The organism is Cryobacterium sp. Y62, from assembly GCF_002929785.1.
Classification (GTDB): Bacteria; Actinomycetota; Actinomycetes; order Actinomycetales; family Microbacteriaceae; genus Cryobacterium.
This window is the reverse complement of the sequence record NZ_PJJK01000118.1, coordinates 171,629-184,524: the sequence shown is the minus strand read 5'-3', so window position 1 is coordinate 184,524 and position 12,896 is coordinate 171,629. Positions and strand designations below refer to the sequence as shown.

General features: G+C 60.5%; 16 protein-coding genes and 2 pseudogenes. 5 read left to right on the top strand and 13 right to left on the bottom strand.

Annotated features, from left to right (window positions below):
* From CXY71_RS21260 to CXY71_RS17445, 3 genes and pseudogenes are all read right to left on the bottom strand, one after another.
* Positions 1 to 156 (bottom strand): helix-turn-helix domain-containing protein (locus tag CXY71_RS21260; protein WP_233204708.1); only part of this gene is annotated, 156 nt, incomplete at its 3' end.
* A gap of 9 nt (positions 157 to 165) precedes the next feature.
* Positions 166 to 249: pseudogene (locus CXY71_RS22750) on the bottom strand (helix-turn-helix domain-containing protein); the annotation flags it as partial.
* Positions 250 to 402: 153 nt separating this feature from the next.
* Positions 403 to 876 (bottom strand): tetratricopeptide repeat protein, encoded by a 474-nt coding sequence (locus CXY71_RS17445; protein ID WP_104138332.1) that lies wholly within the window; start codon positions 874 to 876, stop codon positions 403 to 405.
* 79 nt (positions 877 to 955) lie between these two features.
* Here CXY71_RS17445 and CXY71_RS17440 point away from each other — a divergent pair, with 79 nt between their 5' ends.
* A complete protein-coding gene (locus tag CXY71_RS17440) occupies positions 956 to 1,297 on the top strand; it encodes a hypothetical protein (RefSeq protein WP_146072866.1) in 342 nt (113 codons plus the stop codon).
* A 326-nt stretch (positions 1,298 to 1,623) separates the two neighbouring features.
* Here the strand turns inward: CXY71_RS17440 and CXY71_RS17435 are convergent.
* The 3 genes and pseudogenes from CXY71_RS17435 to CXY71_RS17425 all read right to left on the bottom strand — a co-directional run.
* Positions 1,624 to 2,034: pseudogene (locus CXY71_RS17435) on the bottom strand (Ig-like domain-containing protein); the annotation flags it as partial.
* 45 nt (positions 2,035 to 2,079) lie between these two features.
* A protein-coding gene (locus CXY71_RS17430) for an IS3 family transposase (RefSeq protein WP_104138323.1) occupies positions 2,080 to 3,224 on the bottom strand; the annotation gives its coding sequence in 2 pieces (ribosomal slippage) (positions 2,080 to 2,945 and positions 2,945 to 3,224; 1,146 coding nt in all).
* The gene (locus CXY71_RS17425) at positions 3,152 to 4,885 is read right to left on the bottom strand and encodes an Ig-like domain-containing protein (RefSeq protein ID WP_104138320.1); all 1,734 of its coding nucleotides are present in this window, start codon (positions 4,883 to 4,885) and stop codon (positions 3,152 to 3,154) included. Before CXY71_RS17425 ends, CXY71_RS17430 begins: the two co-directional genes overlap by 73 nt.
* 618 nt (positions 4,886 to 5,503) lie before the next feature.
* Between CXY71_RS17425 and CXY71_RS20780 the strand changes: the two genes are divergently transcribed.
* Entirely contained in the window at positions 5,504 to 5,950 is a 447-nt protein-coding gene (locus CXY71_RS20780; protein WP_146072865.1) for a hypothetical protein, read from the top strand.
* Here the strand turns inward: CXY71_RS20780 and CXY71_RS21530 are convergent.
* Complete coding sequence (locus CXY71_RS21530; RefSeq protein ID WP_199184357.1) at positions 5,907 to 6,326, bottom strand: hypothetical protein; 420 nt, start codon at positions 6,324 to 6,326, stop codon at positions 5,907 to 5,909. The genes CXY71_RS20780 and CXY71_RS21530 overlap by 44 nt on opposite strands.
* Before the next feature lie 11 nt (positions 6,327 to 6,337).
* Entirely contained in the window at positions 6,338 to 6,628 is a 291-nt protein-coding gene (locus CXY71_RS17415) for a transposase (protein WP_104138317.1), read from the bottom strand.
* Positions 6,629 to 7,031: 403 nt separating this feature from the next.
* Here CXY71_RS17415 and CXY71_RS17405 point away from each other — a divergent pair, with 403 nt between their 5' ends.
* On the top strand, positions 7,032 to 7,232 hold the full coding sequence (locus CXY71_RS17405) for a hypothetical protein (RefSeq protein ID WP_104138314.1): 201 nt from the start codon (positions 7,032 to 7,034) through the stop codon (positions 7,230 to 7,232).
* A gap of 80 nt (positions 7,233 to 7,312) precedes the next feature.
* On the opposite strand, the gene CXY71_RS17400 is transcribed toward CXY71_RS17405, so the two are convergent.
* From CXY71_RS17400 to CXY71_RS17390, 3 genes are all read right to left on the bottom strand, one after another.
* Positions 7,313 to 7,867 (bottom strand): hypothetical protein, encoded by a 555-nt coding sequence (locus CXY71_RS17400; protein WP_104138311.1) that lies wholly within the window; start codon positions 7,865 to 7,867, stop codon positions 7,313 to 7,315.
* A gap of 400 nt (positions 7,868 to 8,267) precedes the next feature.
* Positions 8,268 to 8,738 carry a hypothetical protein gene (locus CXY71_RS17395; protein WP_104138308.1) on the bottom strand — a complete coding sequence of 157 codons (471 nt, stop codon included), beginning with the start codon at positions 8,736 to 8,738 and terminating at the stop codon, positions 8,268 to 8,270.
* A gap of 326 nt (positions 8,739 to 9,064) precedes the next feature.
* Positions 9,065 to 9,418 (bottom strand): cupin domain-containing protein, encoded by a 354-nt coding sequence (locus CXY71_RS17390; protein ID WP_104138305.1) that lies wholly within the window; start codon positions 9,416 to 9,418, stop codon positions 9,065 to 9,067.
* 479 nt (positions 9,419 to 9,897) lie between these two features.
* On the opposite strand from CXY71_RS17390, the gene CXY71_RS17385 reads away from it, so the two are divergent.
* Complete coding sequence (locus CXY71_RS17385) at positions 9,898 to 10,302, top strand: DUF4389 domain-containing protein (protein ID WP_233204703.1); 405 nt, start codon at positions 9,898 to 9,900, stop codon at positions 10,300 to 10,302.
* Positions 10,303 to 10,399: 97 nt separating this feature from the next.
* On the opposite strand, the gene CXY71_RS17380 is transcribed toward CXY71_RS17385, so the two are convergent.
* Positions 10,400 to 10,735 carry an MGMT family protein gene (locus CXY71_RS17380; protein WP_104138302.1) on the bottom strand — a complete coding sequence of 112 codons (336 nt, stop codon included), beginning with the start codon at positions 10,733 to 10,735 and terminating at the stop codon, positions 10,400 to 10,402.
* A 9-nt stretch (positions 10,736 to 10,744) separates the two neighbouring features.
* Positions 10,745 to 11,197, bottom strand: a complete 453-nt coding sequence (locus CXY71_RS17375; RefSeq protein WP_104138299.1) for a GNAT family N-acetyltransferase — start codon at positions 11,195 to 11,197, stop codon at positions 10,745 to 10,747.
* Positions 11,198 to 11,355: 158 nt separating this feature from the next.
* On the opposite strand from CXY71_RS17375, the gene CXY71_RS17370 reads away from it, so the two are divergent.
* On the top strand, positions 11,356 to 12,570 hold the full coding sequence (locus tag CXY71_RS17370; RefSeq protein WP_104138393.1) for an NADP-dependent isocitrate dehydrogenase: 1,215 nt from the start codon (positions 11,356 to 11,358) through the stop codon (positions 12,568 to 12,570).
* Positions 12,571 to 12,896 lie beyond the last annotated feature (326 nt).

The window sequence follows — 12,896 nt, the reverse complement described above, 5'->3', positions numbered from 1 at the left end:
GCCTCGAGCCAGCTCTCGACTGATCGTGGCAGCAGACCGGCCCACCAGAGCAGCGATCGCCCGCACGCCGGTGCCACCCAGGTGCAAGTCCGCGATCCGCAGTCGTTCCTCCAAGGACAAGTACCGCCCCGACCTCTCTGTCTCAGGAAGAGGGATCCGCCCACCCGTTGCTTGACGCCAACGCCGTCCAGTTCGTCGATTCACCCCGACAGCATCGCACGCTGCAGTCAGCGTCGAGCCTTGAGTCATCAACACCCAAAACCGCGCCTGTTTCTCAACCAGCTCATTCTTCAACCACACGTACAACACCTCACAAAAATCGAGTGTTACGACGACCGGTTAAATCCGCCAAACCCCCAACGGGACGAGCGAATCTTCCGTTCACTGGAAGGGCTGGCGGTTTTATTTGGAGTCGACAATAGCGTCGGCATAGTGGTCAACGACACCACGATAGAGGGGCAGGGTCTTCCCTAAAGCCTTGAGGGCGACTCGTAAAGCGTCGCCGGGGCGGCCTGCATCGAAGAGCGATAGAGCCAGGAAAGCTTCGCCTGCGTCGGCGACCGTAGCATCGGGTCCGATGCCTTCCAGAATCCTGATCGCTTCGGTGGTCTCTCCGACGTTGCGAAGTGAGCTGGCCAGTTGAATGAGAGCTTGAGGGCGACGGACATGGTCGAGGCCAAGGTCCAGCGCACGTCGGTAGATCGGGATCGCTTCGGCCTCCCGTCCAAGAAAGTCTTGCACCGACGCCCACTCGTAGAGGGCGGCCGGATCTTCGTCATGTCGCTCGGCGACCAGGAGTTGCATTAAACTGAGAATGGCGTCGGCGTCACCGGCCTTAAGCCAGAATGTTCTGATGCGTTCTTCCCAGTTGGCCACGCGCCTTTTTTGGCAGATTGCGGGGTTGAGCGAGCCTCGCCCGCGAGAGCATCCCATGCGTGGCCTCTAGCATGGCCACATGGGCGAGATGCAAGCTGGGCAAGGCGGGGGTTTCAAACCAAACTCCTCGCGCCGGGTGGGCGTATTCATGGTCGTCTTCGGCGCAGTGGCAGCCGTCATCGGTTTCGTGCTCCTTCTGCTGCCGAGCGGACCAGCGAGCTTCGGCTGGTTCGCTTATGCGCCGCTTAGTAATACGACATTCTTTCCGCCAGGCGGACTACTCTCGGTACGGACTCAGATCGGGATCGTGTTGTTCATTGTCGGACTGGTATTACTCGCATTCGGTGCCGGTTGGATGCTCGGGCAACGTCAGGCTGGACGCCAGCGACGATTGCCCGATCCGAGCAGTCCCAGCTCCTGAAAACCTTCCCCACTTCGCCCGCGAGCCCAAGCTGCCGCACACCCCTGCGGCGCTTTCGCGCGACGTACCGACTCTGCTGCGGAGCGGCAATGGTCGCCATGACGGGGGCATCGTCAGCAGTCCAGAACGGGAACCCCATACGAGACGTCCCCGCAGATTATCTGAGAACTTTCATCCGGGTCCCTTCTGCGAATCGCCGAGGGTGCTTTGTACTGTGGTTCCGCTGGCAGGGCCGTTAGAGAGACACTCTCGCCAGTGGCTTCGCGGGAACGCCGCGAAGGCGAGCAATCATGTCGATATATCCTTCTCCGTCGTGGTGGAGTGATCTACTCGAGGAGACTTTCTGGGAGAATTCGGCGGCGTTTGCGGACGAGGAGAAGTCCCGTCAGGAAGAGCAGAGTCGCGAGAATTATCGGTTGGTCAGGGTCGGCGCCCGTGACTGCGAGAGATCGATCAGCAGCGACTCGCGGGCCGACTAACACGCCGACCTTCACTGTCACAGTGGCGGTGTCGCAATTGCCGTCAATGTCACAAACTTTGTAGGTGAAGGAGTCGGTGCCGGTGTAGCTGGAGTCGGGCGAATAAGTAATCTCGCCGGTATCAAGGTCAACATCGACGGTGCCGTGGCTGGGTCCGGCAACGATCGAGACCGAAGTTGGGTCAAGATCGCCATCAAGGTCAGTGTCATTGCCGAGGACATCGATGACTACTGGTTTACCGGTAGTCGTGGTCACGTCGTTGGGGACTGCCCCGAGTTCAGTTGACTCTGGGGGTTAGTGGTTTTAGGCGGCGTTGAGAGCCATGTTTATTGTCTCAAACTCGATCGGGGTGAGTTTGCCGAGGCCGTGTTGTCGTCGCCGGCGGTGGTAGGTCCGTTCAATCCACACCACCATCGCCAGGCGGAGCTCGTCCCGGGTAGCCCAGCGCTGCCGGTCGAGGACGTTCTTCTGCAGCAACGCGAAGAACGACTCCATCGCGGCGTTGTCGCCACACGCGCCGACGCGGCCCATCGATCCAGTGATGCCGTTGTTCTTTAGCACCCGGACGAAGGCGTTAGACCGGAATTGCGACCCGCGGTCGGAGTGCAGGATCGTCCCCTCTATGGTCCGCTGCCCGATCGCGTTCCGGGCGGCGGCGACGGCCAGCGACGCTTTCATTCGGGAGTCGATGGAGTAGCCGACGATCTTGTTCGAGTAGACGTCCTTGATGGCGCAAAGGTAGATCTTGCCCTCGTCGGTGCGGTGCTCGGTGATGTCGGTCAGCCAGAGCTGGTTCGGGCGCGTCGCGGTGAACTTCCGTTTGACGAGGTCGTCGTGCACCGGCGGCCCAGCCTTCCGCGTCAGGCCACGTTTCTTCGCGAACACACTCCACAGCCGCTGCTGGGAGCAGAGCCGCCAGACTCGGTTCTCACCCGCAGCGAGGCCCGCGCGGCCCAGTTCGTCGGAGATGAACCGGTAACCGAACGCGGGGTCGTTTTGGTGGGCGTCCCAGGCGGCGTTGGTGAGGTGGGCGTCATCCCAATCGCGTTGCGACACCGGGTTACGAACCCATTGGTAGAAGGCTTGCTTGGAGAAGTTCAATACCCGGCAGGTCACCGTGACAGGGATCCTGTCGACGGCCAGTTCACGGACCAGCGGGTACATCATTTTGGGTTGACGTCCCGGGAGAGATAGGCGACGGCACGGCGCATGACCTCGGCTTCTTGCTCAAGCAGCCGGATACGTTTCTTCGCATCCCGCAGTTCTGCGGACTCCTTCTCGGTCATACCCGGCTTGACGCCTTCCTCGACGTCGGCTTTTTTCAGCCAGTTCATGAGGCAGGACTCCGAAATTCCGAAGTCTTTCGCGATCTGGTTCAGCGGGGCTTCGTGCTTCCGGGCGACCGCGACAACATCACGGCGAAACTCGGGTGGGTAGGGCTTGGGCATGATGACATCTTTTCAGTGAAGACGAAGCTCCACAGGTCAGGAGTCAACCAAACCGGGGGCAGTCCCTTGTCCTCAGCAACTGGTGGCGTACTGGTTGCCGGAGGAGCCGTAATCCTGACTGTGACGATTGCGGTGTCGCAACGGTCTGTGGTGTCGCAGATCTCATACGTAAACGTATCGGTCCCCGTGTACAACGAGTCCGCGATGTATCTGATCTCACCAGAAATAGGGTCGACCGAGATGGTACCGTGTGATGGCGGCACAGTCACCGACACGGTCGTGACATCGAGATTTCCATCTACGTCCGAATCATTGTCCACGACATCAATCACTAAGGTGACACCGGAGACGGCCGGCGAGCTGTCATCAACAGCCACCGGCGGAGACTGAACCACCGGAACTACAGTGACGTTGAGGGTCGCCATGGCGGTATCGCACACCGGTCGCCCATCACAAATACGGTACTCGAACGAGTCCGAGCCGACAAACGAACCCGACGGCGTGTACGTGACAACACCCGTGGTCACGTCGACCGACGTCGTGCCTTGAGCGGGCGGTGTCGTGACCGCGACGGATGTGAGATCCAGGTCGCCATCAACATCAGTGTCATTCGCCGGAACATCAACCGTCCAGGCCACATCCGAAGTCACCGCAATCGGCCCATCATCGACAGCCACCGGCGGAGACTGAACCACCGGGTTCGTCGCGGTGACGGACTTGGTATACGTGCCGAGATCGGAGTTGTAGTGGTACGAGGAGCCCGAATAGTCGTAGACGTTTGCATTGACGAGACCGGTGCCTGGAGCTTTTACCAAGGCCGTGACCGTTACCACAATCGATTTGCCGCCTGCCTTGCCCGTCCCTAGACAGGACCTATAGGACCCACTTGTCGTAACCGGGTTCCACGTGCACGCGTTGGCGTAGAAACCGGCGGTCGGCAGGCCGCCGACACCTGTTTCTGGCTGCGAATAGGTGCCAGTCACGGACAGAATTTCAAATATGGTGCCGTCAAGTGAGGGCCCAGCGGACAGCTGCTCGTAACCCTGTGTCGCAGTCTTTCCCGTCAGTGAGTAGGTAACTGTCTGACCGACAACAACATTTGTCGGTCCCGTCACGGAGGTCACTGCATTGCGGTTTTGAGAAACGAGCTTCTCAACGAAAATTTCGCGTGTTGTCGGGGTGCTCACGGTGATGACTCCCGCGGCCGCAGCCGAAATCGTGAAGCCACGTTTGGCGTTGTAGGCCGCCGCATTGCGTGTGATCTCGACCGCCCACCATAGCTTTATGCACGAATTGGCAGCGATAGAGGGAAGACTTTTTGTCGAAGTGCTGTCGAGATTGATGTAGGTATTGGCAGTCGTCCAATTCCATGACACGTCAACACCGGTCACCGGCGTGCCGGTTACGTTGCATACCTTGGTACCAACCGAAAACTGGTTGGGCCCTGACGTAACACTGTTGCTGTCCAACCCGACGACGTTCCACTCGGTGGGGGTGATCGTTAGCGAGTTAGTAGCGGCAGAAGCGGGTGAAGCACCCATAGCGAGAACGATGGCACTCAGGGCCATGATCGCACCAACGCGAAATTTGACAGGAATCAAGACAGGGGCCTTTAGATAGTCGGGTTTCTCGAAGGTGTAAGTTCCTTCGAGCAAGACCATGCCACCGCTAGGTGTCGGCTGACGAGATCCTGAAGATCCTGTCACTAAAGTTCCGGACTGTACATACCCCAGTTAGGAATCAAGCCTCAAGACTCTTCTCATCATTACCGTCAGGGTTGGGTGAGGCCAGCAGCTAATAGCAAGTCCGCCGTGTGACGTAGGGCGAGAATCAGGAATCATCACCATGTCCAGCCCGTCTTTGATCGCCCTGCGTGACGATAGTCATATGAGTAGTCCCGGACCCCGAGCTGGTGGCCCGACCTCGAGAAGGTCATTCACCCCAGCGTAGAAGCTTGCTTACCTGGCCGCGTATGACACGGCCATCAAGAACAACAAGGGCGGCGCGTATCTGCGCTCCGAGGGGCTTTACTCCTCGCAGATCACCGAGTGGCGCAAGCTGCGCGACGCCGGTGTTCTTGCGGGGAAGAAACCCGGAGAGAAGATTGGCCGGTTAACTCCGGAGCAAGCTGAAATCGCCCGGCTGCGCCGCCAGTTGAGCAAGACCGAGCAGCGCCTGGAAACGACGGGGGTGGCGTTGGAGATCATGTCAAAAATGCACGAGCTACTCGAAAGTCTTTCGAAGAGCTCGCGGGACGAAACACCGCGTGCGTTGCCGTAATGACTGCCTACCGCGAACTGGCCAGCCGAGGAATCTCGACTCGCGTCGCCGCCCGATTGATCGGGGTCCCTCGAGCGACCGCGACCCGAAAACGACGAATCCCGGTGGTCGGGCCGGCGCCGATCCCGGCGAACAAGATCGGTGACAGCGACCGTCGGCAGATTCTTGACGTCGTCAATTCGGAGTCGTTCGTGGATCTGCCGTCGATCCAGATCTACGCGCAGCTGCTCGATGCCGGGACGTACTTGTGCTCAATATCAACGATGTATCGGGTGTTGAACGAGAACCAGCAGGTCAAGGACCGCCGCCGCTTGGCTCGCCATCCGGCGCGGGCGATCCCCGAGCTGACGGCGACGGGCCAGGCCAGGTCTACTCGTGGGACATCTAATGCCGACGTCGGCATTAGATGTCGCCGCAGAATCGAGTGCCCGGGACGGTCGAGATGAACTCTCGCTTCCCGTCCCCGTCGAGCATGTGATTGCGGATGTGCTCGGTTCGAGCGTCTGGGTCAACGGTCGTGGTCTTCTTCCACGCCCGCATGCGCACGGCCCGTAGGCCGCGGCCGGTAAGGATCGTCCCGACCGTGCCCGTGGCGATGCTGACGCCTTCCTGACCGAGAATGGTGGTGATCTGGTCTCGGCCGGCCATGCCCTTCTCACGCTCGTAGACCCGCACCACGTGCGCGTCCAGCACAGTGTGACGCACCTGCGTCGGCGTCGGAACAGCCGGCCGCAGCGAGCGGTAGAACGATGCCCGTGAGACCTTCAGCTTGCGGCACATCCAGTCGATGGGAAAGGAAGCCTTCACCGCCAAGATAAACACGAAATAGTCGTTTATCGTTGTTTCGCGGCGAAGAAGGCGCTGACTTTTCCCAGGAATTCGATCTCCCTTTTCAACTCAGCATTCTCCGCCTGCAGGGCCTTGTATTTGGCCCACTCGACCGGGCCTGGCTCGGCAGCACCAGCCTCGGGGTGTTCCTCTTTCCAGAGGCGCACCCAGTTGCCCAGCGTCCCCTCGACGACACCGATTTCGGGGGCGACATGCGCGACCGGCCGACCCGATGAAATCACCAGATCCACGGCCTCGGCACGGAATTCGGCATTGAACTTTCGACGATTAGTCATGAAACAGATTCTCCTTACCTCTGTCTCAATTCACCATACGGGCGCAGTCCGGCGCACATCGCCATCCAGAGTCAGCGTTCTCCTCGGAACCGAGCCAATCTGGGCCGCAATCGTCGGAATCACGATCGCTCACGACAGCGTGGCCCCCGCCGGATATTTCGGTATCGCTCTTATCCTCGCCGGAACAGCGTGGGCCACTCCATCGAGCAACGGCAACCGCCTCAGCGTGAACCCACCCGACCGCCAAAAGTCACGAGCGTCAACTACAAACGAACGGGGACGAGCAGCGGGAACTCTCTGAGACGACTCGCGTGGTAATCAACGTGGTCAGGAACTCACTGTTCGCAGCATCGCCGTATCTCCCACACGGCCTAAATGACAGTGAGGCCGGCAGCCGAAATCAGTGAATCCTCTGATTCAAGGCACGGCCAAAGCCCTCCCTGAAACGCTAGTCCGCGATCAGTACATCTGCGCCGTCCAACGCGGATTCAAGTTCCAGATAGGGAACCCCGAACGGGCAGTGTCGACGATCATGCCGGTCGGACTGACACGTGCCGTGATGATCGAGTTGCTCAATGCCCGGCGGTATGCCTTGGGGATGTAACAGCGTCGACGATTCCCAACAGGATGCTGGCACTGAGCACTCGAGCAGACTGGCTACCTCGTCTTACTCATTGTCCGCGTTTATATTGGCGCCGCAGCGAATGGGTCTCGTTCAGCCAAAGTGAATGCTTCGCCAAAAAGGGAAGAATTCGCGTCGGGCGATCCTGAATCGCGGGGCGCAATTCCTGTCGCGGCCCAGAGGCTCTCCCGTAACCACTGCGCTGCACCGTAGACCCGAAAATTGCCGACACGGTCAGGTTCTGCCGGGGCAGCTTCAAGAATAATGATGGCTCTTTGGAGGGTCTCCATCTGATGCGAGTACGTCGTCCAGTCGGCCTGATCCGCACCGTACTCGTTCGGGTCAAAGGGTTCGTCAGGATCTGCGCTGAAGATGTGCCGTTCTTCGGCAGTTGCCCGGGCTTTGAGCAGTGGTGCATCCAGGATGGTGAACATGGAGGTAGCCAGCGACGCGTCAACGAACTCGTCGAAAAGATTCGCCGCAAAGCGGTCGAAAGGCAGCTCGATACCGCCCCATGTTTCCAATAAGGTCGTCCCCTCCATCAGAGTCGTGGCCGCAGGCACCGCGTAATGTTCTCTGGCCGCGGTGAGCAGCGAAACGACACGTTCCTCGGTCATGCCTTCTCTTCCTGTTGATGTGGTCTCTGAATTGAAGCATCGCGCAAACTCCAGTGGTCAGCGAGAGCTCGACCAGACACCTCGCGTTCAACGCGCCTACAGGCTTCGTAGGCTATCGACATCACGACTTGTTCCCGGTTTTGCGGATTGATCGTGAGTCGAAGCCCAAGAGCGTGCTATCTCGGGCCGAGCCGGCCTGTTCACTGCGTGAGATGAGTACTCGTCTCGCGTTCAGGATCCAACCACGTCGCTAGAACCCCGCTCGTGGTAACGAGAACCGCGGCGAGAATCAGGATGATAACGCCGACAATGAGGATTCGCAGCGCCGTGCGCTGCTTTGTGCCTTCTCGCATTTCCCACGGCTTATGGCGGTGGGCACGGGCGTTGTCGACGGGAACGCTTAGCGGTCCGGAAAGGCTAAGAGCGCCTTGTCCCACTGATTGGCCGACGAGTCGATATCTGCAGCCGTCACTGCAATTTCCACCCAAAACTGATCACGGCCATCGCTGCTCTGGCCGACGGGCCTGCTTTCAAGCGCAAAGTGCACCCTGACCGATATCGACCCGTCCTGATAGCTGCCAACACTGAACGCAAGATTTGGTTCGGTAAATTCGAGTGACGGCACAACCCCGGCGTCTCCACTGACGCTCACGGGGACGTCACCGTTGGCTACGCCGCGCAGCCAAGCCGAAATGCGCTTCGCTTCAAACGTCGTCAAACACGGAACAGCAAATTGCCACTCCGCGTCAGGCGCCGATACGTCCCCCTTGATGACCAGCCAATTGTTATCCCACTCATCACCCGCAGGGTTCGCGAACTCATATCGATCAGGTTCCAACGTTATTGACGATTCGTACCCCTTCAACTGCATGGATAAATCCTACTGACCGGAATTCTTGCTGACGCGTGCGCTCGCCCTCGCAAAAAGTTCAGCCTCGGGGTCCCACAAGCCGGACGCCCACCGGGACACTCGAACGCGCACGGAGCGCCGAAGACGTTCCGCAAAGTTTCGGGGTCGCCCTATTCCCGTATGTCCCGATCGAGAAAATGCTCGCTGCAGGGGCGGCGGACAAACGGGACACCCTACGAGCATGACCGGGAGACCGGTTGACTACGCGCACGGATCGCCAACGGCTGGACGGCCTCACAGAAAAGGCCTCGCCGCCCTCTGCAGAAAATGACGCGCAGCGAGTCTGGCTAATTGGAGAGGAGGCCGAGGGGCTCCGGAGTGCCGGAGGCGAGTGTGTCCGGGGCGGGTTCCTTGAGCTCCACGAAAATGGTGTGAGTGGCCGTCTCGCCGATATTCGTCCCCGAATGCTTTTGTGCCGGGAGCCATCGCGCGACCCCCTCCGGCAGGTCGACGTCGAGGGATCGGCCACCGGACGAGAGCCGCCGGGTGAACGCGGTGAGCGTGAACATGACGCTGTCGGGGTGCCGGTGCGGCACGGTTTCGTGACCGGGCCGGTCGAGATATTCGAGCACCCGCAGCCGGTCGTTCTCGAAAATTACGCGGTAGAACTGTGGGTTGGTGACGACCGGATCGCTTTGCATGCCAGCACGGTAGCACCGCGCCGCCACCCTGCACAGGAGCCCGCAATCAGGCCTTTGGTCACTGGCCAGCCGTGCGGAGGTGGGCGATGCTGAACAGGGACTTTCCGTCCCTCGGCATGAACGATTTCTGAAAGGCCGCCAGATGATGAGCAATCTGACCCCTCCACCGCCACTCGGCTTGACTCCTCCTAATTCCCTGCTCACGGCTCCAGCCCGGGCTCGGACCGATCGCCGCGGCGCTTCTCGTGGGTGGCGGCATCCTCTTGTTGATCGGTGGGCTGTTTGTCGTCTTCGGCGCCATCGGCCTCGGACGCCATCTCAAGCCGGAACCGTAGGCAGGCGTCTCGCCCGACCAGCGAGGTGAGCCCCAGCCACTTGCCTTCAATAGAACGGATGCCGCCGGTCAGCCGGTCCTGCCACTGGCAGCAGCGGCGGGAACCATTGCGCTAGCATCCGTTTCAGTCGCTGACTCAAAGAAGGTGATTTATCCGGCAGCCCTGACCGGCCACCTCGACCCCGTGCTCTCGCGCGGCCTGTGGCTGGTGAAATGGCTGCTGGCCGTTCCGCACCTCGTGCTGCTCACGGTGCTGGTCGGTGGAATGTCGACCTGGGCCTACCCGTGGCGCGGCGACGGCGGTTGGGACAATAGCGCGAACACCGATGAAAGCTCGCTGCTGGGCGTGCTCGTCGTCGTCGCCGGGGTCATTCTGCTGATAACCGGACGGTACCAACGGCCGCTGTTCAATTCCATCATGGGCGTCAACCGCTGGGTGTACCGCGTCATCACCTACACAGCGCTGATGCGCGACGAATACCCGCCGTTCCGCCTGGACCAGGGCCCAACCGAGCCGATACCAGATCCGAACGAAGCCACCCAAGGCTGAGTGGCGAAAGGTGCACATCGAGGTGCCGGGCCCGGGTTGGGGCCCGGCACCTCGATGTGCGCGGTATCCGTTGCGTTGCGTGGCGTGGTCGATTGCGTTAGGCAGACGGTGACCAGCGCGCGGCGCGGTAATCGACGCGGTAGGCGGCATCCGCTTCTATGGTGCTGGCAGCGGCAGACCGCAGTAACGGCGTGTGCTCGGCCTCGTAGTGCGGCAGCGCCTGGGCCGCATGAGCGATTGGCGGATGCCCGCTGGCGCGAATTACGCGCCACCATGCCACGTCGGAGCCGTACCGGGCCATGACCTGACCGACGGCACGGGCGGCGCGGGAACCCAGCTGCGCGGCCACACCACCATAGGTCATCACCCGGCCCGGCGGGATCGAATCGACTACGCCGAGCACCCGGGAGACGAAGTCGTCGGGCTCACTCACAAAAGAAAATCACAGCTGCAGGGAGCCGATGACCTCGCCGTACTGGGTTTCGCCGACATCGACGAAACCGAGCCGGTGGAAGAAAGCCTCCGGCCCGTCGGCGCCCGGCTCCCAGATGACGTTGACGTGGTCGAATCCGCGTTCACGGGCCTCGGTGGCGAGGGCTTCGGCGGCGAACTTGCCGACGCCCTGCCCCTGGGTCTCCGCGTTGACGTTGATGCGCCAGATGCAGGCGCGAAATTCTTCGTGCTCGGAGTTGGGGTCGAAATTGCCGTGGATGAAACCGGCGACGACGCCGTCGAGGAGCACTACGCGCTGCCACGAGGTAGCCGGGTTGATCACCGACGCGGCCACCGAATAGGAGACCGGCGCGATGAACTGCTCCTGGCCCGGCTTCAGGCTCAGGTTATTGGCCGCAACGATGTTTCGTGCGGATAATTCTTCCAGCTTCAGCTCACCCATGTGTTCAGGCTAACGTGCGCCCGGGGTCGTCGGTAGTCGAGCGAGTTTTTGGCGACGGCAATTTATCTGTAAATTTATCTCGATGTGAAGATAGTTGCCCGTCTCTAGTAAGATTGACGATGGTCGTGACGGCCACACTGAACAAAGAGGAGAATTTTTTGTCGAAGATCAAGGTTGAGGGAACAGTCGTCGAGCTCGATGGCGACGAGATGACCCGTATCATCTGGCATGCGATCAAGGAAACGCTCATTCACCCGTACCTCGATATCGACCTCGAGTACTACGACCTCTCCATTCAGAAGCGCGACGAAACCAACGACCAGATCACGATCGACGCAGCCTACGCCATTCAGAAGCACGGCGTCGGCGTGAAGTGCGCGACCATCACGCCCGACGAAGCGCGGGTAGAAGAGTTCGGCCTCAAACAGATGTGGCTCTCGCCGAACGGCACTATTCGCAACATCCTCGGCGGCACCATCTTCCGCGAGCCGATCGTCATCTCCAACATCCCACGCCTCGTGCCGGGTTGGAACAAGCCGATCATCATTAGCCGTCATGCCTACGGTGACCAGTACAAGGCCACCAACTTTCGTTTCAAGGGCAAGGGCACGCTCAGCATGACCTTCACCCCGCAGGACGGCAGTGAGCCGTCGACCTTCGAGGTGTTCGAGGCTCCCGGCGACGGCGTCGCCATGGGCATGTACAACCTCGACTCATCGATCACCGACTTCGCCCGGGCCACGCTCAGCTATGGCCTCGAGCGCAACGTGCCGGTGTTCCTGTCGACCAAGAACACCATCCTCAAGGCCTACGACGGCCGGTTCAAGGACATCTTCCAGGACATCTTCGACACCGAATTCAAGACGGCGTACGAAGCGGCCGGCCTTACCTACGAGCACCGCCTTATCGACGACATGGTCGCCTCGGCCATGAAGTGGGAGGGTGGCTACCTCTGGGCCTGCAAGAACTACGATGGCGACGTTCAGTCCGATACGGTCGCCCAGGGATTCGGCTCGCTCGGCCTGATGACCAGCGTGCTCTCCACCCCCGACGGCAAGATCGTCGAAGCCGAAGCGGCCCACGGTACCGTCACTCGTCACTACCGTCAGCACCAGCTCGGCAAGCCCACCTCGACCAACCCGATCGCCTCGATCTATGCCTGGACCCGCGGCCTGTCGCACCGTGCGAAGCTCGACAACAACCCGGCCCTGGCCGAGTTCGCCCTGACCCTCGAAGACGTCGTCATCAAGACCGTCGAGAGCGGCAAGATGACCAAGGACCTCGCGCTGCTGGTCGGCCCGGAGCAGAAGTACCAGACCACCGAGGAATTCCTCGCCTCGCTCGCTGAGAACCTGCAGACGCGCCTGGCGTAAGCAGCCCCGGCAACACGAAGGCAAGGCGCCGACCGTTCTGGTCGGGGCCTTGCCTTCGTTTGTCAGTCTGTCGGCTGCACCGGGGCGCGAATCACTGCAATTACGATCGAAAACTGGAGACAGACCAGTTCACCTTGTGGTAGTCAGACCGGTCTGCATCGGACGCGCCTGAGGCTCTGATTGTGCGCAAACCAAGGTAACGATCGGGTTACCGAGCAATCTGCACACTGTACGGGGGTGCAGCCTGTGCGATACGTTCACGAGCACGTTGTGCCCCCAACCGGGGCAAGCGCCAGCGCATTCCGATCGGATTGGACACGCACGTG

What these genes read in the sequence shown, in the direction of transcription:
- CXY71_RS17375 (WP_104138299.1), bottom strand. Translation starts at nt 11,197, where the DNA reads ATGGGTGAGCTGAAGCTGGAAGAATTATCCGCACGAAACATCGTTGCG.
- CXY71_RS17395 (WP_104138308.1), bottom strand. Translation starts at nt 8,738, where the DNA reads ATGCAGTTGAAGGGGTACGAATCGTCAATAACGTTGGAACCTGATCGA.
- CXY71_RS17390 (WP_104138305.1), bottom strand. Translation starts at nt 9,418, where the DNA reads ATGCAAAGCGATCCGGTCGTCACCAACCCACAGTTCTACCGCGTAATT.
- CXY71_RS17425 (WP_104138320.1), bottom strand. Translation starts at nt 4,885, where the DNA reads ATGGTCTTGCTCGAAGGAACTTACACCTTCGAGAAACCCGACTATCTA.
- CXY71_RS20780 (WP_146072865.1), top strand. Translation starts at nt 5,504, where the DNA reads ATGACTGCCTACCGCGAACTGGCCAGCCGAGGAATCTCGACTCGCGTC.
- CXY71_RS17400 (WP_104138311.1), bottom strand. Translation starts at nt 7,867, where the DNA reads ATGACCGAGGAACGTGTCGTTTCGCTGCTCACCGCGGCCAGAGAACAT.
- CXY71_RS17440 (WP_146072866.1), top strand. Translation starts at nt 956, where the DNA reads ATGGGCGAGATGCAAGCTGGGCAAGGCGGGGGTTTCAAACCAAACTCC.
- CXY71_RS17415 (WP_104138317.1), bottom strand. Translation starts at nt 6,628, where the DNA reads ATGACTAATCGTCGAAAGTTCAATGCCGAATTCCGTGCCGAGGCCGTG.